This window comes from Hahella ganghwensis DSM 17046 (genome assembly GCF_000376785.1).
Lineage (GTDB): Bacteria > Pseudomonadota > Gammaproteobacteria > Pseudomonadales > Oleiphilaceae > Hahella > Hahella ganghwensis.
The window spans coordinates 57,024-79,454 of record NZ_AQXX01000136.1; the positions used below are offsets into that span (position 1 = coordinate 57,024).

Consider the following 22,431-nt stretch of genomic DNA (forward strand, 5'->3'; position numbering starts at 1 on the left):
GAAAATGCAACTCTGGGTTGTTAAAAAAAGCACTTAAACAACGAATTTTAAATTAAAACCAAATCGGCCATTGCAGAACTTGTTTTTTTATAATAGAAAGTGATACAAAATCTGTGCCTATTTTGGTGGTTAGCATTAGATGGTTATGAAAACATCATTGCAGCTGAAGCTTGGTCAACAATTGACCATGACGCCTCAACTGCAACAAGCAATCAAATTACTGCAGCTCTCAACCCTCGATCTGCAACAGGAGATTCAGCAGGCGCTTGAATCGAATCCTATGCTCGAGGTGAATGAAGACGAAGAGCCCCATAGCAATCCTCAGAATGATGAAATCACTGAGCGGTTGGTCGCCAATGCAAAAGAGGCCGCTACCGACACCTCTGCGAGTGAGGACCCCTCCTATTCGGAAGATGACAATTGGAATGACTCCATCCCTAACGACCTGCCTGTGGACACTGCCTGGGATGACGTCTACCAGGGCAGCAACACCAGTTACAGTGGTACAGATGATGAGTTTGATTTTGAGTCCCGTAACAGCAAAGGCGAAACGCTGCAGGACCACTTACTCTGGCAACTCAACCTGACCCCTATGTCCGACACTGACCGGGTCATCGCAATTGCCATAATTGACGCGGTTAACCAGGACGGGTATCTGACGCAAACGGATGAGGAAATACACAGCGGTCTTGAAACAGAGGGCGAGGAAGGCATTGAGCTTGATGAAGTCCAGGCAGTACTCAAACGGGTACAGCAATTTGACCCTCCTGGTGTCGCAACCAACTCCCTGCAGGAATGCCTGCTTAATCAGCTAAACCAATTGCCCAAAGATACCCCCTGGCTCGGCCAGGCAAAACTGGTGGTCAGTCATTACATCAATCTTCTGGGAAATCGCGACTATGCACAACTGATGCGTCGCAGCCGTTTGAAAGAAGAAGATCTCCGACAGGTGCTGAAACTGATTCAGGGGCTCCACCCCAAACCGGGACAAAGCATTCAGGAAAGTGAAACGGAATATGTTGTCCCTGACGTTGTTGTGCGAAAAGCTAACGGGCGCTGGCTGGTTGAGCTTAATCCGGAAATTTCTCCCCGCATCAGAGTCAATCCTGGTTACGCATCTCTGGTAAAAAGGGCGGATAGCAGTGCAGACAACACTTACCTTCGGGATCAATTACAGGAAGCACGCTGGTTTATCAAAAGCCTACAGAGCCGTAATGAAACTCTGTTGAAAGTAGCAACACAGATCGTGGAACATCAGCAAGGTTTTCTGGATTATGGCGAAGAGGCCATGAAGCCGCTTGTATTGCATGACATCGCGGAAGCGGTGGAAATGCACGAGTCCACAATTTCCCGTGTGACCACACAAAAGTATATGCATACGCCCAGAGGTGTATTCGAGCTGAAGTATTTTTTCTCCAGCCACGTCAGCACCGAGTCCGGCGGCGAGTGTTCGTCGACAGCGATTCGCGCTATTATCAAGAAGCTGGTGGCAGCCGAATCTCCCAAAAAGCCGTTGAGCGACAGCAAAATTGCTGCTTTACTGGGAGAACAGGGAATTAACGTGGCACGAAGAACCATTGCCAAATACCGGGAGGCTCTCTCCATTCCACCTTCCAACGAACGTAAACGACTGATTTAATGTCTGAAATGAAGTCTGAAGGAGGTATTCAAATAGATCCACATCAATTGGTCACATCCTGGATGTGTTAGTATTTTCATGGAAGTGCAAAGATCGTAATGCACCCTATCTTGGCATTAGGAGCTACATATGCAAATGAACATTACCGGACATCATGTCGAATTAACTGAGCCACTTAAAGAATACGTCAAAAACAAGTTTGACAAGCTCGAACGTCACGTCGACAACATCAGCAATGTCCAAGTCACGCTTTCCATTCAGAAGCAGCGTCAAATTGCCGAGGCAACTCTACACCTCAGCGGCGCAGACATCCATGCCAACGCTGAACACGAAGATATGTATGCATCAATCGATGGCCTGGTAGACAAACTTGACCGACAGATACTGAAATATAAAGAAAAGAATGTAGATCGCGCACACGGTGCCTCTGCACGCTAACATTGAATCTATGACTGATAACGCAATTACGATCGAATCGATCATTTCGCCCGCCCTGACCCGCTGTCAGGTCGCGGGCTCTTCCAAAAAGAAAGTTCTGGAATTTATTGCCCAACTGGTTTCCCAGCACTACCCCTTTCTTGACGAAAATGCCCTGTTCACCAATCTCATCTGCCGTGAGCGATTGGGGAGCACAGGTATTGGGCAGGGTATTGCTATTCCCCATTGCAGGTTGGAGAACTGCGACAGAGTAATCGGTGCACTCATTACACTGAAAGAAAAAATTCCATTTGATGCTATCGATAATGAGCCGGTAGATCTGCTTTTTGTCCTTATCGTCCCTCAAGAAGCAACAAGCGAACATCTGGACCTACTGAGCCAACTGGCCCAGAAATTCAATGATCGTAGTTACTGTGAAGAACTCAGAAACTGCGAAGATGACCAGAACCTTTTTAGCATTGCCATGGGTAACTAGTGAGGCATTGCAATGAAACTCAGTCTGGGAAATGGGAACGTATTCAGACTGATTCAGTCAAAGGTGTTGTATCGATAGGCTACCAACTTGACGATCCGGCTCAGGTTGATAATTATCCAAATACAAGTTGTCACAATTGACTTAAGCAACGAGACAGGCAATGAAGCTGATTATAGTGAGCGGTCGCTCAGGTTCTGGAAAAAGTACGGCACTACATGTACTGGAAGACATGGGGTACTACTGCATTGACAATCTTCCAATCGGATTGCTCGGCCCTCTCACCAAAGAAGCACTTTATGAAGGCGCAGGACATGCGGACAAAATTGCCGTCAGCATAGATGCCCGTAATCTTTATCGAGAGCTTGGCGATTTTCCGATCATACATAAGCGACTCCAGTCTGAAGAAGTGGATATCGAGATTATCTACCTGGACGCAAAAGATGACACATTACTCAAACGCTTTCATGCTACTCGCCGTAAGCACCCCTTGAGCAGTAAAAGCGTTTCCCTGAAAGAAGCAATTCTTCAGGAGAAGGCTCTCCTGGAACCCATAGCCTCTTTATCCAATCTTTACATTGACACCAGTGACCTTTCTCTTTATCAGCTCAGAGATCAAGTCAAACTCCGTGTTTTGGGACGCACAGGACAGGAACTGGCACTTCTTTTCCAGTCTTTTGGTTTTAAACACGGCGTACCATCGGATTCTGACTTTGTATTCGATGTCAGATGCCTTCCCAATCCCTATTGGGACACCAGCCTCAGAAGATTTCGAGGTACAGACCCTGAAATTGTGGAATTTCTGAAGAAGCATCCAGAAAGCGGGCAAATGGTGGCGGATATCGTGTCATTCCTTGAGACATGGATCCCTAATTTCCAGAATAGCAACCGGACCTACATGACGGTCAGCGTTGGATGCACCGGAGGACATCACCGGTCTGTTTATATCAGCGAACAACTGGCAGAATACTTCCGACAGAAATATGATAACGTCCAGGTCCGACACAAGGAGCTGGCCCAATAATAAGACACAACAGTAGATTTCACATGACGAAATCAAGCTTGTACCCGATGTAGGCGCTAAGGCTAAACGGAGGATTTCAGCAGATTTCTTAAAGATAATTCAGAACAGGTTGCACCGGTTAACTATTCCATGGACTAGTTATTCCGAAAGCCGGATACGGACCACTTAAACGTTAATTATTTTTTTTATTGCGGAACAGAATGATCCAGGAAAAAGTTACCATCATTAATAAGTTAGGTCTTCACGCCAGGGCTGCAGCCAAGTTTGTCGGAACTTCAGGACGCTTTTCGAGTTCAATTAAGGTCGCCAAAGGCAGTCAGCAAGTAGACGGAAAGAGCATTATGGCCGTGATGATGTTGGCAGCAAGCAAAGGTACTGAACTGGAATTAATGATTGAAGGCTCTGACGAACAGGAAGCCTTTGAAGCAATTAAAACACTGATTGATGATTATTTTGGAGAAGGCGAGTAGCAACCCCTCCCCTATTTGATTCCTGCAACATGGTCCGAAGACACACCTCGTTGGGAACAGTGGTGGTTTCACATCCGCTTTGATTGACAATCAGCATGAATAAAATCAGTCAATATACTGATTTTACTTACCTTATCCAAAATCATAACTTACACTTAATATATGGCTCATTTATACTGTGGCCGCATTTCCTAGCTTTACTATGTTTGGCCACTCCTCCTGCCAGACATTTGACCCGAGGGCAAATGCCAATAGCACACAGTAATAGCCGATGAATAGTGCCCAACTGTTATAAAGCTTTCTGATACACCCGCTAACCCGCACTCCTTTATGCTAGTTAGCAGATCACGAGCTTTCCGGTATACGGCCGAAGGATGTAACTCAAGCCCGGTAATTCAGTAATGTCGCAAACCGCTGAGAAAAGTACTGCCAAAGTCAGAATGCGATCGCTTTCAGAAGCGCTGGAAAGCGGTTCTTTCCAGCAGGTAGCCCGAATCCTCAATAGCGGCCTGTCACCCAGCGACATTGCCCACCTGCTCGAATCCTCTCCTCCGAAAGAACGTAAGATCTTGTGGCAGCTTGTAGACGACGAGCTGGACGGCGAGGTAATGCAATACCTGAGTGATGAAATCCGCTCAGACTTCCTGAGTGAAATGAATGCTCAGGACGTGATCGACATTGCCGAAGACTTTGAGGTCGACGACCTCGCCGACCTCCTTCAGCAGCTTCCTGAGGCCGTCATCAGCGAAGTCCTGGACTCCATGGATAGCCAGGACCGGCAGCGCCTGGAGGAAGTACTGTCTTACCCGGAGGACTCCGCCGGCGGCCTGATGAACACCGATATGGTGACAGTCCGTCCTGACATAACTGTGGATGTTGTTCTGCGTTATTTGCGCAGTCACAAAAGCCTTCCGAATATGACCGACAGCCTGGCAGTGGTTAACCGGAAAGACATGTTCATTGGAGTCCTGCCGATTACGACATTACTGGTATCCAGTCTCAACTCCACAGTCCGGGAAATTATGCGGACAGACGTTGACGGTATTCCGGCTACGCTGTCAGACCGGGAAGTCGCCCTGCTTTTTGAACGTCATGATCTGGTTTCGGCCCCCGTTATCGATGCCAATGGACGCCTGCTGGGCCGTATCACGATCGATGACGTAGTCGACGTAATACGTGAAGATGCCGACCACGAAATCATGAGTATGGCCGGCCTGGACGAAGAAGAGGACATGTTTGCCCCAATTATGAAGACAGCCAAAAGTCGGGCGGTCTGGTTGGGCATCAACCTGATTACGGCCTTCCTGGCCTCTGCAGTCATCGGCATTTTTGAGGACACTATCGCCAAGGTGGTTGCTTTGGCTGTCCTGATGCCAATTGTGGCCAGTATGGGAGGCATTGCAGGCAGTCAGGCATTAACTCTGGTGATTCGTGGCATGGCAACAGGTAAGGTGGCATCCAGCAATATCCGCTGGTTGATGAACAGGGAGTTCCTGGTAGGTGCCTTTAACGGAACCCTGTGGGCTGTGGTGGTAGCAGCAGCCGCCATGGTTTGGTTCAACGATATGACGATTGGGCTTTTGATCGCCTCAGCCATGCTAATCAACCTGACCGTCGCGGCACTGGCAGGCACAGCCCTGCCGCTTATCCTGAAGTCACTGAAAATTGATCCGGCTCTGGCTGGTGGCGTCATTCTGACGACCGTCACCGATGTTGTAGGTTTTATGTCTTTTCTGGGCCTGGCGACGATTGCCTACGCCTGATTCCCTTTATTTGGAAGGCACCGAAATAGACTATAATAAGAGTCCTTTTTTATTGTCATCGTATGGACTCGGTAATAAGCAATTCAGAATTGAACAGCTAGATATCGATCGAATACTGTTCGAAAAGTAAGAGAGTAAAGAGAGAGCTAAGAAAGAGTATGCACGTAGACAACTCCGATGGGGATGACCATTATTCCGACGAGGATTTCGATTTCGGCCCCAGTAAAAGCAGCAAAAAGCGGGCGATGCAGGCACTACAGGATCTCGGCAGAGAACTGACAAAGCTGAAACCGGACCAGTTGGATGAGCTTCCTATTTCAGATCGGCTGAAGGACGCATTGATCGACTACCAAAAGTTCCCCAGCCATGAGGCCAAACGCCGTCAACTTCAATATATTGGCAAACTGATGCGTGAAGTTGATGAGGAAGAGCTACAACCTTATCTGGAAAAATACACAGAGGGATCAGATTCACAGACAGCTGTACACCATCAGGCCGAAAGATGGCGGGAACAGCTGATTACAGGAGGAAATGAAGCTCTCACCGCATTCGTCGACGAACATCCGGGTGGGGATATACAGCATCTTCGGCATTTGATTCGCAACGCTCAGAAAGATCTGGAACAAAACAAAAACCGGGGAGCCGCCAAAAAACTGTACCGGTATATTCGAGATATGCTTGAGGAACAGGTCTGATGCTCTTTGAAAAAGCATACGACTGGTTAAACGAGCAGACTACATGACCATATCGCAAAGGCCGGTTTAGGAACCAAACCCCGATAAAAAGGAATGCCCGTGATCAGGGGACTGTTAGCAATCAGACTTTTCTATGCTGAAGCACGGGCATCTTGCCTCTGACACGGTTGATCATCGATGCATCAATCTGAGCCATCACCATGCCCTCTCCGGGCTCCTGTCGACACTCCAAGACCTCTCCCCAGGGATCTACAATCATAGAATGCCCATAGGTGGTCCGGGTGGAACTATGCACTCCTCCCTGGCCCGCAGCAACGACAAACACCTGATTCTCAATCGCCCGCGCCCTGAGTAGCACTTCCCAGTGAGCCTCACCAGTCAAATAGGTAAAAGCTGCCGGGACAACAACCCAATCGACCCCCTGATCACTTAACTGACGATATAGCTCTGGAAACCTCAGATCGTAACAGATTGAGAGGCCCACGCGGCCAACAGGGGTATCCACTACAACAGGTTCAGATCCTGGTTCAAACCACTGAGATTCACGATATTGTCCATGCTTATCGTCCACATCGACATCAAAGAGGTGAATCTTGTCATATCGAGCCACTTCCTGTCCTTCGCAGTTGAATACCCAGCAGGCGGATCTTACCCGCTCACCAACGTCACTGCCGTCAGCCCTGACAGAACATGGCAGTGAACCTGCAATAATCCATACCTGGCACTCCCGTGCCATTGCAGACAGAAACTGCCTGACATCTCCCGCTGATGTAGACTCTTTTCTACCCAACTCGATGGAACTGAGGCTGTCGAGCATCGCAAAGTTTTCCGGTAATACCACGACCCGAGCGCCACTGTCCGCTGCCTGCCTGATCCAATAAGCAGTACGCTCCAGGTTCGCACTAACATCTTTACCGCTGACAAGCTGAATCGCGGCAACCAGACCAGCCTGAGCGGAGGATGAATTCAGAGAATTATTCTGCGTCATGTTACTCTACCTTGGACTTTCCGGTTTCAGCCCTGGGCTTTCGGGACTGATCAAACATTTGCTGCAACTTCATTTCCGGCTCCTGAAAAGTGCCCTTGATTTCATAGGTCGCGCTGGTCAGGCTGCTCAACGGTTCTCCCAGAAGCTTATCAATCAGGAAAAGAGCCCCCCCTACCTGAGGAGCTCCCACCAACAGCGCTGCCAATGGCAGGTTCTGTGTCACAGGGAGCACCACAACCATTTGCAAATCCAGACTATCATCCACCAGGCTTGTCTTACCGGTTATTTTATAGGCACTGGAAGGCCCCTGAATGGCCAGTGGCGTTTCCATTGTCACTACACCTTCACGAATCCTGGCATTGCCCTCAATCCTGTCATACGCAAGCCCTTTTTTATACAGATCTGAGAAATCCAGTTTAAGCCGTCTGATAATAGAGTCAGTATTCAGAATACCGAATATGCGAAACAAATCTGTACCACTGGACGCCTCATTGATCACACCTGTTTCCATATTCATCGAGACCTGACCGCTGACATTTTCCCATGAAAAATCAAGTGGCGACTGGCTCCATACCAGTCCGGCATTCATTACGTAAGTTTCCGCAGTCAAAGGCGCATTTTCAGACCAGTTATGGTAAAGATCAGCAAATCCCTTACCGGAAATATCACCGGTTAAAATAGAATTATGAACACCGGTTACGGGGTCATAAAGCCAACTCAGGCGAGCATGTAGTTCAGCCCCACTGAGTTTGCCAACTACCTGATTAAATACGATACCACCTTCTCTCTGCCTGGCTGTCCAGGACCAACTGCCATAGGCCTGAGTACCGATTTTGAGATCTCCAATCCTGAACTGACCGAGAGGAACATCTGATGGAAGCAGCTCACCCTCATTCAGTTGTCCGGACTGATCATTCAGGTATAACCGATCAAAGCTGGCTGACAAGACTCCTTCATCCTGTAGAGGATAACTCAATATTCCCTTGATCCGACTCTCATCTTCCAATGCCAACAATAAAGTCTTGTTCTCATGGATCAGATCGAGATGAATCTCCTGAAACTCTTCACTACTGACCACCAGATGACCAACATCAATATTCACCTGATTTAACCAATCCGGCCAGCTCACCTGACCACGATTGATTGAAACTTTTTCAACGTTGTTTGCTTCCTCAGCAAGACTGCCGAGATACTCTTGCCACACCTCCGCTTCCAGTGCGGCCAAACGGCCCCTGACATCGACACCGCTGGCAGGAAACCTCTTCGTCCCTTGTTGATCAAGGTTGACGACCCCGCGAGTAATGCCCTGAGAGTTATTAACGAGCTTAAGGGATACCAAATCTTTAATATCAACGGAAACCAGCCCCTCACCAACGCCAGTGTCCCATTGATAATTCAAATTCAGTGGCCATATCTGCTGGGCCCGCTTATTGAGAGGTGGTGGCATCGAAAGCTCTACTCCTTTGAGATCAGAAGTCAGGCCCAGATCAAATCTGGTATGCTCGCCACTATCTACAGCCATCTTGAAGTCATACCCGAACTCCCCCTTTATATTGAGAGGATGGCCAGCATCAAGCCAGCGCTCGACCTCAGCCACTGAGCTACGACCCGAAGCCTCCAGCAGCACGCCCTTACTGTCCGATAGCCAGTCTTTGGTACTTAGCTGTAGTCTCGCCTGGTTTCCAAGAATTTGAGCATCCAGACCTTCTGAATACACCCCAAGATCTGAATCAAACTGCAATGCGCCAACCACATCTGTAATCCCAAGACCGTATTCTTCCAGGTATATATTCAATGCCTGAAGGTCTGCACCTATACGAACCCGACTTTCTTCCCGATCCAGGTTTGTCACTACTGATAGTTCGACCTGGCTCTCCCCGTCGATCTCCCAACCCTCGACTACCGGGCGGGTGTGCTCCGCCACCGGGGAATCCAACAACCAGAACTTCCAATCCTCCTTCGTCGGACTGAACTGAGTATCAATATTCAGAATATGTTCCCCATTTGGGTCCTTCGACATACTCAGTTCAACGTCATTCAGTTGGCTCACTGCCAGTTTTCCAGAGCTAACAACGCCGGATACCTGGTCATTGTCAATCGTCAATGTCCCCTTGAAATCCTTCAGTGCGGGCCAGTCATCCGAAAACTTCAACTCAGCATCTTCAAGATTAAAATACATTTGTGATCGGTAATTCCCTTCATGAGCCAGAGTCCCAACGGCCCCGGAATAGAAATACCCACCCTGAGTAATTGTGCCTGTCACAACTGCTCGTTCGAGCCAGTTATAGAGGTCAGCACTAACCACATGTCCAGGGACAAAAAGCGGGGTCAGCCTTGCATCGGTTTGATTAATTCCAATCGCCAACTCAAAGGTCTCTGCCTCATCTTCAGCACTGGGCAAAAGTATACTGAACTGCCCCTTCAGATCCGCTGCGTACTGATCAGGGTCCGTCAGACTAAGATCTTGACCGCTGACAAAGGTGTAGTCGTCAAATAGACGCCACTTAACAATCCCTTCTGCATACTGAAATGTCCAATCGTTATAGAAAAGGTCAGGGAAATCCAGCAGCAACCGTTTACCGGAAAACACCACAGCTCCACGATCTGCTGCTGCAGATAAGTATCCTGATATTCGCTTACCACCGGGCGCACCACCGTGTGCTTTTACTGCCACAGATTCCAATTCGGCAGTCACCACAGGTCCGGTTTGGGATGAACTTTCAATTTTGAGTCGATTTATCCAACCCGACGGAGAATAGTCGGCAATGGCCTTTTGCAGTCTTTCAGGCAATAATCCTGAGGCAGTCGCCAGATCTTTCAGGAATCCGACGTTAATCCTGTCAAATTGAAGTTGCCAATTATCCAACTGGGTCCCGGAAGAATCAGTGACAAAACGGGCATCTGCGAGCAACTGTTCCAGCTCAAGAGACTGATCCTGCCAATCCATTTCGATATCAGCAGCACGTAAACGCCATTCCTCTCGACTTCTGTCGATGCGAAACAACCCGGCCAGGTGCTTTATCGGCTCCTGGGTCTCATACTCTCGCTGCCATTGAATATCGGAAACGTCTATCTCCGTGGTCAACCCTTTGACCTGGCCACCAGTCACATGAATCCAGGCACTGCCACGTGACTGGAAACCGGTCACCCGGGTTCCTCCGGACTCCAGCATTTCCATTAAAGGGTTTAAAAGGGCACTATTGCGCCAAGCCAGATAAAGATCCGCATTTAATCCGTCTTCACTTTGATCCTGCTTTTCCGCCAGAGAAAAGAGCCCAAGAGGTTCGTTATCTTCCAGTTGATGGATAAATCCTGATGCCTGGATCCCCTTATCGCCTGTTTGAAGCTTCATTATCGGGATCAGCCAGGTCGTGGGTGAAATGTTCCGAAATTTCCAGTGGATTCGAATATCCCTGAACTCCAGGGTCGGTGAAGCCAGTAAATCATTAAGTCCTTGCCACTCCCAGTCCGTATCGCGGGATTCTGATAATGCGGGAAAACCGGATAACGACCAGCCGCCTTTCGGCCCCTGCTCCACATTCACGGCAACATCACCCAACTCTATATGGCGAAAGATCAATCCCAGATTAAACAGGCTTGCCACCATATCCGGCTGCACCATTACCGTGTCCAGCTCCATGATCCTGGCTTCTTCGTCAACAGGATCCCACACCCAGACATCCGTCAGTTTCAACACCGGGTCAAACCCGTCCCATTCGCCGCGCAATTCTCCTACCGTCACAGGGACGCCAGCCACTTCACTCAACTTATCTTCAAGAGAATCCTTTAGAACGGCAACAGACCCAAAGAAGTTACGCCCTAAAGCCACATAGGTTGCCACTACCACCAATAAGGTAATAGCCAGATACCATACGGCCTGGGTGGCCTTAATCACGAGGGGTTTTAATATCATGGAGTCAGAATAAAAAACTCGGTTTAATGCAAACTGAACCGAAGACCAGGACAGGCACTCGTCTTCGCATCCCTGAAAACCGGCATCTTCACGGAGAGGCCGGCCGTCTGTCAGACAGTACGTTGATCAGTCAGAAGGGTATCTTCCCATTTTCCATTGATAGGTGGTAAATAAACTTCTGTAAAGTTATGTTTACAGGTTGTTTACTGCAGCACCACATCAAACTGTTCCTGGGTGTAGAGCATCTCGACCTGAAACCGGATGCTTTTGCCGATAAAGGTCTCAAGATCAGCCACACTGTCTGACTGCTCATCCAGTAAAAGATCCACCACCGATTGCGACGCCAGAACCAGATAGCTTTGCGCATCATAGGTTCGGTTGATTCGCAGAATTTCCCTGAATATCTCGTAACAGACTGTTTGAGACGTTTTGACTGTCCCTCTGCCGTCACATGCGGGACAAGGCTCACACAACATCTGCCCAAGGCTTTCTGTTGTTCTCTTCCGTGTCATTTCCACCAGGCCAAGTTCGCTGACACAACTGATTTTGGTCTTGGCGTGATCTCTTTCCAGCATTTTCTCAAGCATTCGCAGCACTTGTCGCTTATGCTCTTCATCTTCCATGTCGATAAAATCGAGAATGATAATGCCGCCGAGATTGCGCAATCTTAACTGACGGGCAATGGCTCTTGCTGCCTCCAGGTTGGTTTTGAAGATCGTCTCTTCAAGATTGCGATGCCCGACAAATGCGCCGGTGTTCACATCAATCGTGGTCATGGCTTCTGTTTGGTCAATGATCAGATAACCACCGGACTTGAGCTGAACCTTGCGGCTCAACGCTTTCTGGAGCTCGTCCTCAACGCTGTAGAGATCGAATATCGGACGTTCACCCGGGTAGTATTCGATCTTGGATTTGATTTCGGTAACAAAGTCCTCAACAAACCTGAATGCTTTTTGATAACTTTCCCGGGAATCGATTCTGATTTTTTCCGTATAGGGCCTTACCAGATCCCTAAGTGTCCGAATATATAAAGGCAAATCCTCGTATATCGGCACAGGAGCTTCGGATTTTTTTATCTTATCTTCAAGAGAAAGCCACAATCTCTGCAGGAAGACAATATCCACTTCCAACTCTTCAGCACCGACCCCTTCAGCAGCGGTTCGGATAATGAAGCCATTGGCTCCGGTGTTGTCTTCACCTTTTTCCACACAGTTATGAATCAGCTCTCGCAGACGATCACGCTCCTGCTCATCCTCAATTCGCTGGGAGATCCCAATGTGGTCGTTCCCCGGCATATAAACAAGGTATCTGGAGGGGACGGATAGTTGAGTCGTTAATCGCGCACCCTTCGTCCCAATAGGATCTTTGGTCACCTGAACGACGAGGGACTGCCCTTCACGCAGCAAAGTGCTGATATCAGGGTGCTTGCCATTTTTATCTTCCTGATTGGGACTGATAATGTCCGAGGCATGGATAAAAGCTGCACGCTCCAGCCCTATATCGACAAAAGCTGCCTCCATGCCCGGCAACACCCTGGCCACTCTGCCTTTGTAGATATTGCCGACGATCCCCCTTCGCTGACTCCTCTCGATATACACTTCCTGTAACATCCCGTTTTCAACAACCGCAACACGGGTTTCAACGGGGGTAACATTGATCAGGATTTCTTCACTCATGATGATTCATCGATCCCATCTTGATTCCAAATTTGCCCAGAAGCTCAGAGGTTTCACACAACGGTAACCCGACTATCGCGGAATAACTACCATCAACACGCTCCACAAAAACACCGCCATGCCCCTGTATTCCATAAGCTCCAGCCTTATCTGCAGGCTCCCCCGTATTCCAGTACCAGTCAATATCCCGATGACTAACGGACCTGAACTTGACCCTGCTCTCCACCAAAACCTGCTCGACTTTGTTTTCATCCAAAACACAAACGGCTGTCAATACCTGATGCCAGGCATCAGATAATAAAGACAGCATGCGGCGGGCATCTTCCAGATTGGAGGGCTTCCCCATGATCTGGCCATCAGACACTACGGTCGTGTCCGATCCGAGTACCACTAGCGGTGCTTGATAATCTTCCCTGGCCGTCCGGAGAACTGCTTCAGCTTTTGCTTTCGCCAGGCGGGCAACATAATTTTCCGGTTTTTCTCCCGGCAGAATACTTTCATCTATATCGGCATGATGAACTTCAAAGCCGACATCAAGTAACTGCAGCAACGACTTTCGCCTCGGAGAGGCAGACCCCAGTATCAGTACTTTTTCCATACAAACCTTATCGATCAAACCGGTTCAGCAGCCCCTTTACCAGAGGCCACAGGAGCGCAGATGTCAATGCTGCAAGCATATAAGCCATATCCGATGCCGGATGACTGACAATACCGTTAATCCACCGATACAGCATCAGCACAATTCCCACAATAATAAATACGACAAACGACTGCTGCAGGATAGGATACATCTGTAAACGCTGAATCATGGTCAGCACCAGATAACTTTGCAGACCCAGAGCTATTGCGTGGACACCAATCGGCGTACCAACCAGTACATCCCATAACACGCCAACCCCCCACCCGATGAGAATACCGAAATGTGCAGGATGTTTAAGCGTCCAATAAAACATAACCAAAGAGATCATCTCAGGACGCAGATATACCCAGACTCCTGAAAGCGGCACCACTCCCAGACAAAATGCCAGGACAATACTGATAAAAAACAGCAGATAGTTGGGATCATCTCGAGCCATATATCCTCAACCTTATTCAGTTGAGGCTGGCTGCCCGGCGTCATCTGCCGGCAGGTTCTTTTCACCGGGCCCAGGTTTGCGGAACACCATCAGAATATGGCGACTGCGGTTGAGCTCAGCGAGAGGGCGAGCTTCAACCTGGGCAAAAGGCTCACCGGGATCATGAACAATGGAACTGACTATCGCAACAGGATAACCAGGCGGAAACCTTCCCCCTAAACCAGAACTGACGAGCAGGTCACCTTCCAGAATATCAGCGGTATCCGGCACGTTAGCCAGTTCCAGTCGATCCAGAACACCAATTCCCACCAGAATCCCACGCACCCCGTTTCGGTTAACCTGGATCGGGATAGCATGGTTACTGTCCGATATCAGCAAAACTCTTGAGGACAAGGGGGAAACCTGAGTCACCTGTCCTAACAGCCCCTGGGAATCCAGCACTGGTTGCCCCACATAAATACCATCATCACTCCCTTTGTTCACCACCACCTGGTGGGTGTAGGGATCAGGGCTCACACCAATGATTTCAGCGACCAGAACAGAATCATCCACAACCGAAGAGGCATTCAGTAATTCGCGCAATCGGTTAACTTCTGCCGACAGAGATGCCAGTCGTTGGGATTTCGCTTCCAAAATCAGCAGCCGGTTGCGAAGCGCATCATTCTCGTGCTGCAGCTCAGTTCGGGACTTCATCGTGTCTTCTGTCCACTCTATCAAGTCATCTGGAGCACTGACTATCCACTGGACGGGAGCGACGACGGTAGAAAGAGCCTGCCGCAGAGGGCCGGTCAGATTGAAATGATAATCGGCCAGAATCAGACCGACCGACACAACGGCCACTAATATCATTCGTGCGCCAAGGACAGGACCTTCAACGAAGATATTCTTAATGCCCGCTCTCCTGTTTTCTGTTGCTGGCGAAAAATTGAAGGCATATGGAAAAAATCCGGAGATCAGGCTCCGGACTTTTCAAATAAATGCCTGTGGCTAACAGTTATATACTGACTTAAAAAACAGCCTCAAGAAACTGTTCTTTAAAGATTACTCCATAAAGAATAGACCAGATCCGCGCTTATCAATAACTTCCAGAGCGCGACCGCCGCCTCGGGCGACACAGGTCAGAGGATCATCAGCAACAATTACAGGGAGGCCGGTCTCTTCAGTGAGAAGATTATCCAGGCCACGTAGCAGAGCACCACCACCAGTCAGAACGATGCCACGCTCTGCAATGTCCGATGCCAATTCGGGAGGGGATTGTTCCAAAGCACTTTTAACCGCCTGCACAATAGTTGCCAGCGCTTCCTGCAGGGCTTCCAGGATTTCCTCGCTGTTCAGCGTAAAACTGCGCGGAACACCTTCAGCCAGATTACGGCCGCGAACATCAATTTCACGCAGCTCCAATCCTTCATAAGCACAACCGATTTCCTGTTTGATGCGTTCAGCTGTGGCATCACCAATAAGGCTACCGTAGTTGCGGCGCACATAAGTGGCTATCGCTTCATCAAACTTGTCACCGCCGACTCTGACCGAGTCGGCATTAACAATGCCGTTGAGAGAGATAATGGCAATTTCAGTGGTACCGCCACCAATATCCACCACCATTGAACCGCTAGCCTCTTCAACAGGCAACCCGGCACCAATCGCAGCAGCCATCGGCTCTTCGATCAAATAAACCTCTCGCGCCCCTGCCCCTAACGCAGACTCACGAATAGCCTTGCGTTCCACCTGGGTCGAGCGGCTGGGAATACAGACCAACACTCTCGGGCTGGGGGTAATAAAACTGTTTTCGTGCACCTTGTGAATAAAGTGCTGCAGCATCTTTTCTGTGACGTGAAAATCGGCAATAACACCATCTTTAAGAGGGCGGATGGCTGTGATGTTACCGGGGGTCCGTCCCAACATTCGCTTTGCCTCGGCACCGACGGCAGCCACACTTTTCTGGGCTCCCTGATTGCGAATGGCAACCACAGATGGCTCATTGAGAACAATCCCGCGACCGCGCACATATATCAAGGTATTGGCGGTCCCCAGGTCGATAGACAAATCGCTGGAAAAGAGTCCACGTAATCGTTTAAACATCGAGTGTTAGAATCCGTAATTATTCAGGTTGGGCATGCTGCGGCAACTTTAACAGTGGCGACGAGACAGAGCAAGCGGCATTTGCCCGCCGTTCGGGGCTCTGAGAGCGACCAGCAAGCTATCTTGCAGGTCGCCACAGCTGCATTAATTCTTCTTAAATTTAAATTACCTGCCGCAAAAAGCCTTCTGATGCGGCGATATCTGTCCCAAGCCCCAAAAGGAGAAGAAAAGCGCAAGTGCTCCTTTACACTGACCATGGGCTGACAATTATAATAGACGGTTTTCGGGCAAAAGGCTGGCGACGCTCTAAATTCAACGCCCGCTGCATCCCATTTGAGAACCGTATCTCAATTGCGTAACGCCTACAATTTCTTTACCCCTGATAAAATGGGGGATACCAATGGGGAGAGTATCGTGACGATTCAATCAGATGAACTGGTCAAAATCGCTTACCTGGCCAAGTTGGAGATTGATACCGACAACACGGACAGGCTGACCAATGACCTGGACCAGATTCTGAATTTCGTTGATCAGATGAAATCTGTAGACACCACACAGGTCGAACCGCTCAGCAATCCTTTGGAAATGACGCAGCGACTCCGCAAAGACGAAGTCACTGAAACCAATCAGCGTGAAGCATTCCAGAAAATTGCTCCAGCCACTGCGGCAGGGCTTTACCTGGTACCCAAAGTCATTGAATAGCCTCAGATTGAGCCTGCTTCCCTAAAAAGGAAGCTCAGTGATCCTTTAACTATCGATCTAACTATCCAATTTCGGCGCCGAATAATTTTCGACAAGAGTTCACCATGTTACCAGAATCTGTAAGCGAGCTACTCAAAGGCCTGGAGAGCAAATCGTTCTCATCTGAGGAAATCACCCGAGCCTATCTAGACAAGATCAAACAACAAAACGATTCTTTGAACTGCTTTATTACTGTTACCGAAGAGCAGGCACTGGAAGCTGCAAAAGCTTCCGATCAAAGAAGAGCCAACGGGACCTCCGGCCCCCTTGATGGGATTCCAGTGGCCCACAAGGATCTGTTCTGTACGACAGGCACGACAACCACTTGTGCTTCCAGAATGCTGGAAAACTTTATTCCTCCGTATGAATCCACCGTCACCCGAAAGTTTGCTGAAGCCGGAGCGATCAGTCTCGGCAAGACCAATATGGACGAGTTTGCCATGGGCTCCTCCAACGAAAACAGCTACTACGGCCCGGTGAAAAATCCCTGGAACCTGGAATATGTTCCCGGAGGCTCTTCAGGAGGCTCAGCTTCGGCTGTTGCAGCAGGTCTTTGTGCCGCAGCCACTGGCACGGATACTGGCGGTTCAATCCGCCAACCAGCAGCGTTTTGCGGGATTACTGGCCTCAAGCCGACTTACGGTCGTGTCTCCCGACTCGGGATGATTGCGTTTGCTTCCAGTCTCGACCAGGGCGGTCCAATGGCGAGAACCGCTGAGGACACTGCGATTCTGTTGAATGTGATGGCCGGTCACGATCCTAAGGATTCCACCAGCTCCACTCACCCAGTGGAAGACTACACCGCTTCCCTTAATCAGGATTTAAGCGGCACCCGTATTGGACTGCCGAAAGAGTACTTTTCCGGAAACCTTAATGCTGATACAGGTAAATCCCTTGAAGCCGCCATTAAGGTCTATGAATCTCTGGGGGCAACCGTTGAGGAAATATCGCTTCCTCATACCGAGCTGTCAGTACCAGCTTACTACGTTATCGCTCCTGCCGAAGCTTCTGCCAACTTGTCAAGATTCGACGGCGTGCGTTACGGACATCGCTGCGACAGCCCGAAAGACCTGGAAGACCTCTATCGGCGCTCTCGTGCAGAAGGGTTTGGCGCCGAAGTTCAAAGGCGTATTCTCGTGGGCACCTATGCACTGTCAGCCGGATACTTTGATGCCTACTATCGTCAGGCCCAGAAGATTCGCCGCCTCATTAAAGAAGACTTTGTCAGAGCTTTTGACCATATTGACGCCATCCTATGTCCAACCACTCCGGGGGCAGCCTTTAAAATCGGCAGTAAATCCGATGACCCGGTGCAAATGTACCTGGAGGACATTTTTACGGTTCCAACCAGCTTGGCTGGCTTACCGGCCATTGCCCTGCCCTGTGGTGAACTCGATGGCCTTCCTGTCGGCATGCAGCTGATTGGCAACTACTTCAACGAAAGCAAGTTGCTGAATCTGGCTCACAGGTTTCAGAGCGAGACTGACTGGCACCAACGCCGTCCACAGATTTGATCGATAGACAAACGTATTTGACGACCTGAAGAGGTCCAGACCTGCAAAAAGAGGTTACAAGATGGAATGGGAAGTGGTCATCGGGCTTGAAATTCATGTACAGCTCGCCACCAAATCCAAGATTTTCTCCGGCTCCAGCATTGCTTTTGGCGCCGAGCCCAATACACAAGCCAGCGCCGTAGACCTGGCCATGCCAGGCATGCTCCCGGTGATGAATGAAGAAGCCTTGCGCATGGCGGTCAAGTTCGGCCTGGCGATTGATGCAGAAGTGTCAGAAAGATCCGTTTTTGATCGGAAAAACTACTTTTATCCGGACCTGCCAAAAGGCTATCAGATCAGTCAGCTAGAATACCCGATCGTTAAAACAGGACAGGTCGATATTCATCTGGAGGACGGCACCAAAAAAACCATCGGCGTCACGCGTGCGCACCTGGAAGAAGATGCCGGTAAGAGTCTTCATGAAGATTTCCACGGGATGTCCGGCATTGACCTCAACCGTGCGGGCACTCCGTTGCTCGAAATAGTTTCGGAACCAGACCTCAGAAGCGCCAAAGAAGCCGTCGCCTATCTGAAAAAGATCCACTCCATTGTGACTTACCTGGGTATTTCTGACGGCGACATGTCACAGGGCTCCATGCGCTGCGACTGCAATGTTTCACTCCGTCCCAAAGGCCAGGAAGAGTTCGGCACACGTACTGAGATCAAAAACGTCAACTCTTTCCGCTTTGTTGAAAAGGCAATCAATACCGAAATTGAACGCCAGATGTACATTCTGGAGGACGGAGGCAGCATCGAGCAGGAGACACGGCTCTATGACGCAGATAAAGACGAAACCCGCTCCATGCGCAGCAAAGAGTTCGCCAACGACTACCGCTACTTCCCTGATCCGGACCTGCTGCCCATAGAAATTGATCAGGCATATATCGAAGAGGTCCGTCAAACTCTGCCGGAACTGCCGGAAGCTAAAATCAGTCGTTTCTGCAGTGATTATGGCCTCTCCGATACTGATGCCGGCATCCTTGCCGCCAGCCGTGAACAGGCTGACTACTTCGAAGCCGTCGCCACCAAATCCGGAGACGCCAAAATGGCGGCCAACTGGGTGATGGGCGAACTGGCGAAATACCTGAACCAGAACGGACTCGAAATCAGTCAGTGTCCAGTTAGTACTGACGCGCTGGGTGGTTTGATCGCCCGGATCAAAGACAACACTATTTCCGGCAAAATTGCCAAAGATGTGTTTGACGTTATGTGGACCGAAGGTGGCGAGGCAGATGCCATCATCGAAGCCAAAGGATTGAAGCAGGTCACTGATACAGGCGCAATTGAGGCCATTGTCGACGAAGTTCTGGCCAACAATGCAGCACAGGTGGAGCAATACCGCTCAGCCGAAGAAGCCAAACGCGGAAAAATGATCGGCTTCTTTGTCGGGCAGACAATGAAAGCGTCAAAAGGAAAAGCCAACCCGCAGCAGGTTAACCAGATCCTGAAACAAAAGCTGGACGGTTAACTTCAGGAAAGGGTTGTATTCCAAAAGCTCTAACATTGGCGATAAATACAGGCTCCAGAAGGAGCCTGTATTGCCCATCCAACGCTATCTTGCGATTAAACACTCGCTAGGCTAACTTGAGCCCCCGGTTTTAACAGGGTAAGAGGTCAGTTAATGCCCCTGCCTCATTAGGCTTATATCAACACTTTTTAAGCCTAAACAGTATAGTTAAACACCTTTTGCTGTATACTCGGCGTCCAGCGTCGTCTGTCACGCCTGACATGTTAAGTTAAAGGACCCTTCGGTAGCGCCCCTTCAATGAAAAGACATCTCGCTTTAGTTGGCATAATTTTCTCCTTCTCCCCTGATTTATACGCTACAAGCATATACAAGTGCACCAGCGAGAAAGGAACTGTTGTATTCTCTGAATCACCCTGCAACAACCAGGCTGAGAAAATTGAAGTTTCCGTTCCCAAGATCGGCACTGAAGGCAGCACTAATGCCACAAACATTCTGAAAACCATAGAAAAACACAATCGCCCGCGAGAAATTGACCAGGAAATAAAAGAACTGGAAACTCAGATTGCTGACGATCAGAAAAAAATGGATTTAGAACTGGACAACTTACGGGAACAAAAGAAATATGCAGCCAACAATCTTGCTGGGGCCACCTGGGAAGAGAGTATTTCGACAGAAATGCAGGCGGTTGTGGAAAAATATAAAACCAGGATCAGTAACGCACGATCTCAGATTGAATATCTTCGAGCTGAAAAGCAGCGGGTTCTATCATCTTCCGATTAATTAGTTGAACTAACATTGAAAAAGGGTCACAAACTCCGAATCGAAAACTTTGTAACCCTTATATATCAACTACCTAAATCGGATGAGCCCACAAGTCATATTCATCCGCCTCTTCCACCTGAACTTTAAGGATATCCCCGACCTTAAGGTGAGTTTGCTTGTCCAGAAATACCTGGCCGTCAATCTCAGGCGCATCAGCCATAGAGCGACATACAGCACCTTCCTCAACCACCTCATCGACGATGACATCGATCTGACGTCCGACTTTCGCCTGTAGCCTTGCGGAACTGATTCGTTGCTGAACAGCCATGAAACGCTCCCACCGCTCCTGCTTGACGGTTTCGTCAACAGGGTTGGGCAATTCATTCGCTGTAGCCCCCTCTACTGGAGAGTACTTAAAGCAACCTACCCGATCCAACTGGGCTTCTTCCAGAAAATCCAGCAACATCTGAAAATCTTCCTCAGTTTCACCGGGAAACCCAACGATAAAAGTGGACCTCAAGGTAATATCGGGACACTGTTCCCGCCACTTGGCAATACGGTGTAGTACTTTTTCAGCGTGCGCCGGACGACGCATATTCTTTAATACTGCAGGTGACGCATGCTGAAATGGGATATCCAGGTATGGCAGGATTTTCCCTTCCGCCATGAGCGGAATCACATCGTCCACATGGGGATAGGGATAGACATAATGTAGACGAACCCATATGCCGAGCTTGCTTAGCTCCTCGCATAGCTCTTTCATACGGGTTTTTACCGGACGCCCTTCCCAGAACCCCGTCCGATATTTCATGTCCACGCCATAAGCGCTGGTATCCTGAGAGATGACCAACAACTCTTTGACACCGTTATCCGCCAAGCGCTTGGCTTCGCTCAGAACATCCCCAATGGGGCGACTGACCAAATCACCTCGAAACGAAGGAATAATGCAGAACGTGCAACGGTGGTTACAGCCTTCTGATATTTTAAGATAGGCATAATGCCTGGGAGTCAGTTTGACGCCAGTATCCGGTACCAGACTGAGAAACGGATTATAGTCAGGTTTGGGAATCACTTCGTGGACCTGCCCCATCACCTCATCATAGGCATGGGGCCCACTGACCGCCAACACATTGGGGTGCACTTCACGAATGACATCCTCTTTGGCCCCAAGACAGCCGGTGACAATGACTTTGCCGTTTTCACGCAATGCCTCACCGATTGTATCCAGCGACTCCTTAACGGCACTATCAATAAACCCGCAGGTATTGACCAGAACGACGTCTGCTCCTTCGTAACTTGAGGAAATCTCGTAACCTTCCGTCCGAAGCTGGGTCAGAATACGTTCGGAATCTACTGTATTTTTGGGACACCCCAGGCTTACAAAGCCAACTTTTCCAGATTTAGAGGTCATTACCACCTGTCTCGTTACTATTTGCCATTCAACATACGAATAGCTGATCAAAAATCGGCCGCTATTCTACCCAATGACGACCAAATTAAACAGGTAAGCAATCCCATTGAATGCAACACTCGATTTGACACTTAACGGCTAATCAGGACAGTGCGTTGATCATTTGACGTGAATAACATTTCAGACACACCAAATTGCAAAATAACGTAACAAAAATACTACACATCTCACCCAAATCGGCGCAAAATGTGCCAACAAGATCA

Annotated in this window: 19 protein-coding genes; 11 read left to right on the forward strand and 8 right to left on the reverse strand. The window is 49.1% G+C overall.

Going from position 1 to position 22,431, the window contains the following annotated elements; all coding sequences use genetic code 11:
• The first annotated feature begins 145 nt into the window (after positions 1 to 145).
• From F566_RS0124405 to yjgA, 7 genes are all read left to right on the forward strand, one after another.
• A complete protein-coding gene (locus tag F566_RS0124405; protein ID WP_033416856.1) occupies positions 146 to 1,639 on the forward strand; it encodes an RNA polymerase factor sigma-54 in 1,494 nt (497 codons plus the stop codon).
• 129 nt (positions 1,640 to 1,768) lie between these two features.
• Entirely contained in the window at positions 1,769 to 2,077 is a 309-nt protein-coding gene (gene hpf / locus F566_RS0124410) for a ribosome hibernation-promoting factor, HPF/YfiA family (protein ID WP_020409660.1), read from the forward strand.
• A 10-nt stretch (positions 2,078 to 2,087) separates the two neighbouring features.
• Positions 2,088 to 2,552 carry a PTS IIA-like nitrogen regulatory protein PtsN gene (gene ptsN, locus F566_RS0124415; RefSeq protein WP_020409661.1) on the forward strand — a complete coding sequence of 155 codons (465 nt, stop codon included), beginning with the start codon at positions 2,088 to 2,090 and terminating at the stop codon, positions 2,550 to 2,552.
• 160 nt (positions 2,553 to 2,712) lie between these two features.
• Positions 2,713 to 3,573 carry an RNase adapter RapZ gene (rapZ, locus tag F566_RS0124420; RefSeq protein ID WP_020409662.1) on the forward strand — a complete coding sequence of 287 codons (861 nt, stop codon included), beginning with the start codon at positions 2,713 to 2,715 and terminating at the stop codon, positions 3,571 to 3,573.
• Positions 3,574 to 3,773: 200 nt separating this feature from the next.
• Entirely contained in the window at positions 3,774 to 4,043 is a 270-nt protein-coding gene (locus tag F566_RS0124425; RefSeq protein WP_020409663.1) for an HPr family phosphocarrier protein, read from the forward strand.
• A gap of 401 nt (positions 4,044 to 4,444) precedes the next feature.
• Complete coding sequence (gene mgtE / locus F566_RS0124430) at positions 4,445 to 5,806, forward strand: magnesium transporter (protein WP_020409664.1); 1,362 nt, start codon at positions 4,445 to 4,447, stop codon at positions 5,804 to 5,806.
• Positions 5,807 to 5,964: 158 nt separating this feature from the next.
• Positions 5,965 to 6,501: a ribosome biogenesis factor YjgA gene (gene yjgA, locus F566_RS0124435; protein WP_020409665.1), complete on the forward strand. Its 537-nt coding sequence runs from the start codon at positions 5,965 to 5,967 to the stop codon at positions 6,499 to 6,501.
• A 121-nt stretch (positions 6,502 to 6,622) separates the two neighbouring features.
• Here the strand turns inward: yjgA and F566_RS0124440 are convergent, their stop codons facing one another.
• The 7 genes from F566_RS0124440 to F566_RS0124470 all read right to left on the reverse strand — a co-directional run bounded on the left by F566_RS0124440 (position 6,623) and on the right by F566_RS0124470 (position 16,233).
• A complete protein-coding gene (locus tag F566_RS0124440; protein WP_020409666.1) occupies positions 6,623 to 7,489 on the reverse strand; it encodes a carbon-nitrogen hydrolase family protein in 867 nt (288 codons plus the stop codon).
• Between the two features lies 1 nt (position 7,490).
• Positions 7,491 to 11,384, reverse strand: coding sequence for a YhdP family protein (locus tag F566_RS0124445; RefSeq protein ID WP_026180294.1), 3,894 nt, complete (start codon positions 11,382 to 11,384; stop codon positions 7,491 to 7,493).
• A 221-nt stretch (positions 11,385 to 11,605) separates the two neighbouring features.
• Positions 11,606 to 13,078 (reverse strand): ribonuclease G, encoded by a 1,473-nt coding sequence (rng, locus tag F566_RS0124450; protein ID WP_020409668.1) that lies wholly within the window; start codon positions 13,076 to 13,078, stop codon positions 11,606 to 11,608.
• Positions 13,071 to 13,676, reverse strand: coding sequence for a Maf family protein (locus F566_RS0124455; protein ID WP_020409669.1), 606 nt, complete (start codon positions 13,674 to 13,676; stop codon positions 13,071 to 13,073). The genes rng and F566_RS0124455 overlap by 8 nt, the downstream gene beginning before the upstream one ends.
• 7 nt (positions 13,677 to 13,683) lie before the next feature.
• Positions 13,684 to 14,154, reverse strand: a complete 471-nt coding sequence (gene mreD / locus F566_RS0124460) for a rod shape-determining protein MreD (RefSeq protein ID WP_020409670.1) — start codon at positions 14,152 to 14,154, stop codon at positions 13,684 to 13,686.
• A 12-nt stretch (positions 14,155 to 14,166) separates the two neighbouring features.
• Entirely contained in the window at positions 14,167 to 15,111 is a 945-nt protein-coding gene (mreC, locus tag F566_RS0124465; RefSeq protein WP_342662574.1) for a rod shape-determining protein MreC, read from the reverse strand.
• Positions 15,112 to 15,195: 84 nt separating this feature from the next.
• On the reverse strand, positions 15,196 to 16,233 hold the full coding sequence (locus F566_RS0124470) for a rod shape-determining protein (RefSeq protein WP_020409672.1): 1,038 nt from the start codon (positions 16,231 to 16,233) through the stop codon (positions 15,196 to 15,198).
• A 414-nt stretch (positions 16,234 to 16,647) separates the two neighbouring features.
• On the opposite strand from F566_RS0124470, the gene gatC reads away from it, so the two are divergent.
• The 4 genes from gatC (at position 16,648) to F566_RS35770 (ending at position 20,775) form a co-directional block, all read left to right on the forward strand.
• Positions 16,648 to 16,935: an Asp-tRNA(Asn)/Glu-tRNA(Gln) amidotransferase subunit GatC gene (gene gatC, locus F566_RS0124480; RefSeq protein WP_026180295.1), complete on the forward strand. Its 288-nt coding sequence runs from the start codon at positions 16,648 to 16,650 to the stop codon at positions 16,933 to 16,935.
• A gap of 104 nt (positions 16,936 to 17,039) precedes the next feature.
• On the forward strand, positions 17,040 to 18,488 hold the full coding sequence (gene gatA / locus F566_RS0124485; protein WP_020409675.1) for an Asp-tRNA(Asn)/Glu-tRNA(Gln) amidotransferase subunit GatA: 1,449 nt from the start codon (positions 17,040 to 17,042) through the stop codon (positions 18,486 to 18,488).
• A 61-nt stretch (positions 18,489 to 18,549) separates the two neighbouring features.
• The gene (gatB, locus tag F566_RS0124490) at positions 18,550 to 19,995 is read left to right on the forward strand and encodes an Asp-tRNA(Asn)/Glu-tRNA(Gln) amidotransferase subunit GatB (RefSeq protein ID WP_020409676.1); all 1,446 of its coding nucleotides are present in this window, start codon (positions 18,550 to 18,552) and stop codon (positions 19,993 to 19,995) included.
• A gap of 297 nt (positions 19,996 to 20,292) precedes the next feature.
• Complete coding sequence (locus tag F566_RS35770; RefSeq protein WP_020409677.1) at positions 20,293 to 20,775, forward strand: DUF4124 domain-containing protein; 483 nt, start codon at positions 20,293 to 20,295, stop codon at positions 20,773 to 20,775.
• A gap of 73 nt (positions 20,776 to 20,848) precedes the next feature.
• Here F566_RS35770 and rimO read toward each other — a convergent pair whose 3' ends face one another.
• Entirely contained in the window at positions 20,849 to 22,168 is a 1,320-nt protein-coding gene (gene rimO, locus F566_RS0124500) for a 30S ribosomal protein S12 methylthiotransferase RimO (RefSeq protein WP_020409678.1), read from the reverse strand.
• Positions 22,169 to 22,431 lie beyond the last annotated feature (263 nt).

Bases quoted from the DNA above. Each gene is read 5' to 3' on its own strand.
- F566_RS0124405 (WP_033416856.1), top strand. From the start codon at position 146: ATGAAAACATCATTGCAGCTGAAGCTTGGTCAACAATTGACCATGACG.
- hpf (WP_020409660.1), top strand. From the start codon at position 1,769: ATGCAAATGAACATTACCGGACATCATGTCGAATTAACTGAGCCACTT.
- ptsN (WP_020409661.1), top strand. From the start codon at position 2,088: ATGACTGATAACGCAATTACGATCGAATCGATCATTTCGCCCGCCCTG.
- rapZ (WP_020409662.1), top strand. From the start codon at position 2,713: ATGAAGCTGATTATAGTGAGCGGTCGCTCAGGTTCTGGAAAAAGTACG.
- F566_RS0124425 (WP_020409663.1), top strand. From the start codon at position 3,774: ATGATCCAGGAAAAAGTTACCATCATTAATAAGTTAGGTCTTCACGCC.
- mgtE (WP_020409664.1), top strand. From the start codon at position 4,445: ATGTCGCAAACCGCTGAGAAAAGTACTGCCAAAGTCAGAATGCGATCG.
- yjgA (WP_020409665.1), top strand. From the start codon at position 5,965: ATGCACGTAGACAACTCCGATGGGGATGACCATTATTCCGACGAGGAT.
- F566_RS0124440 (WP_020409666.1), bottom strand. From the start codon at position 7,489: ATGACGCAGAATAATTCTCTGAATTCATCCTCCGCTCAGGCTGGTCTG.
- rng (WP_020409668.1), bottom strand. From the start codon at position 13,078: ATGAGTGAAGAAATCCTGATCAATGTTACCCCCGTTGAAACCCGTGTT.
- F566_RS0124455 (WP_020409669.1), bottom strand. From the start codon at position 13,676: ATGGAAAAAGTACTGATACTGGGGTCTGCCTCTCCGAGGCGAAAGTCG.
- mreD (WP_020409670.1), bottom strand. From the start codon at position 14,154: ATGGCTCGAGATGATCCCAACTATCTGCTGTTTTTTATCAGTATTGTC.
- F566_RS0124470 (WP_020409672.1), bottom strand. From the start codon at position 16,233: ATGTTTAAACGATTACGTGGACTCTTTTCCAGCGATTTGTCTATCGAC.
- gatA (WP_020409675.1), top strand. From the start codon at position 17,040: ATGTTACCAGAATCTGTAAGCGAGCTACTCAAAGGCCTGGAGAGCAAA.
- gatB (WP_020409676.1), top strand. From the start codon at position 18,550: ATGGAATGGGAAGTGGTCATCGGGCTTGAAATTCATGTACAGCTCGCC.
- F566_RS35770 (WP_020409677.1), top strand. From the start codon at position 20,293: ATGAAAAGACATCTCGCTTTAGTTGGCATAATTTTCTCCTTCTCCCCT.
- rimO (WP_020409678.1), bottom strand. From the start codon at position 22,168: ATGACCTCTAAATCTGGAAAAGTTGGCTTTGTAAGCCTGGGGTGTCCC.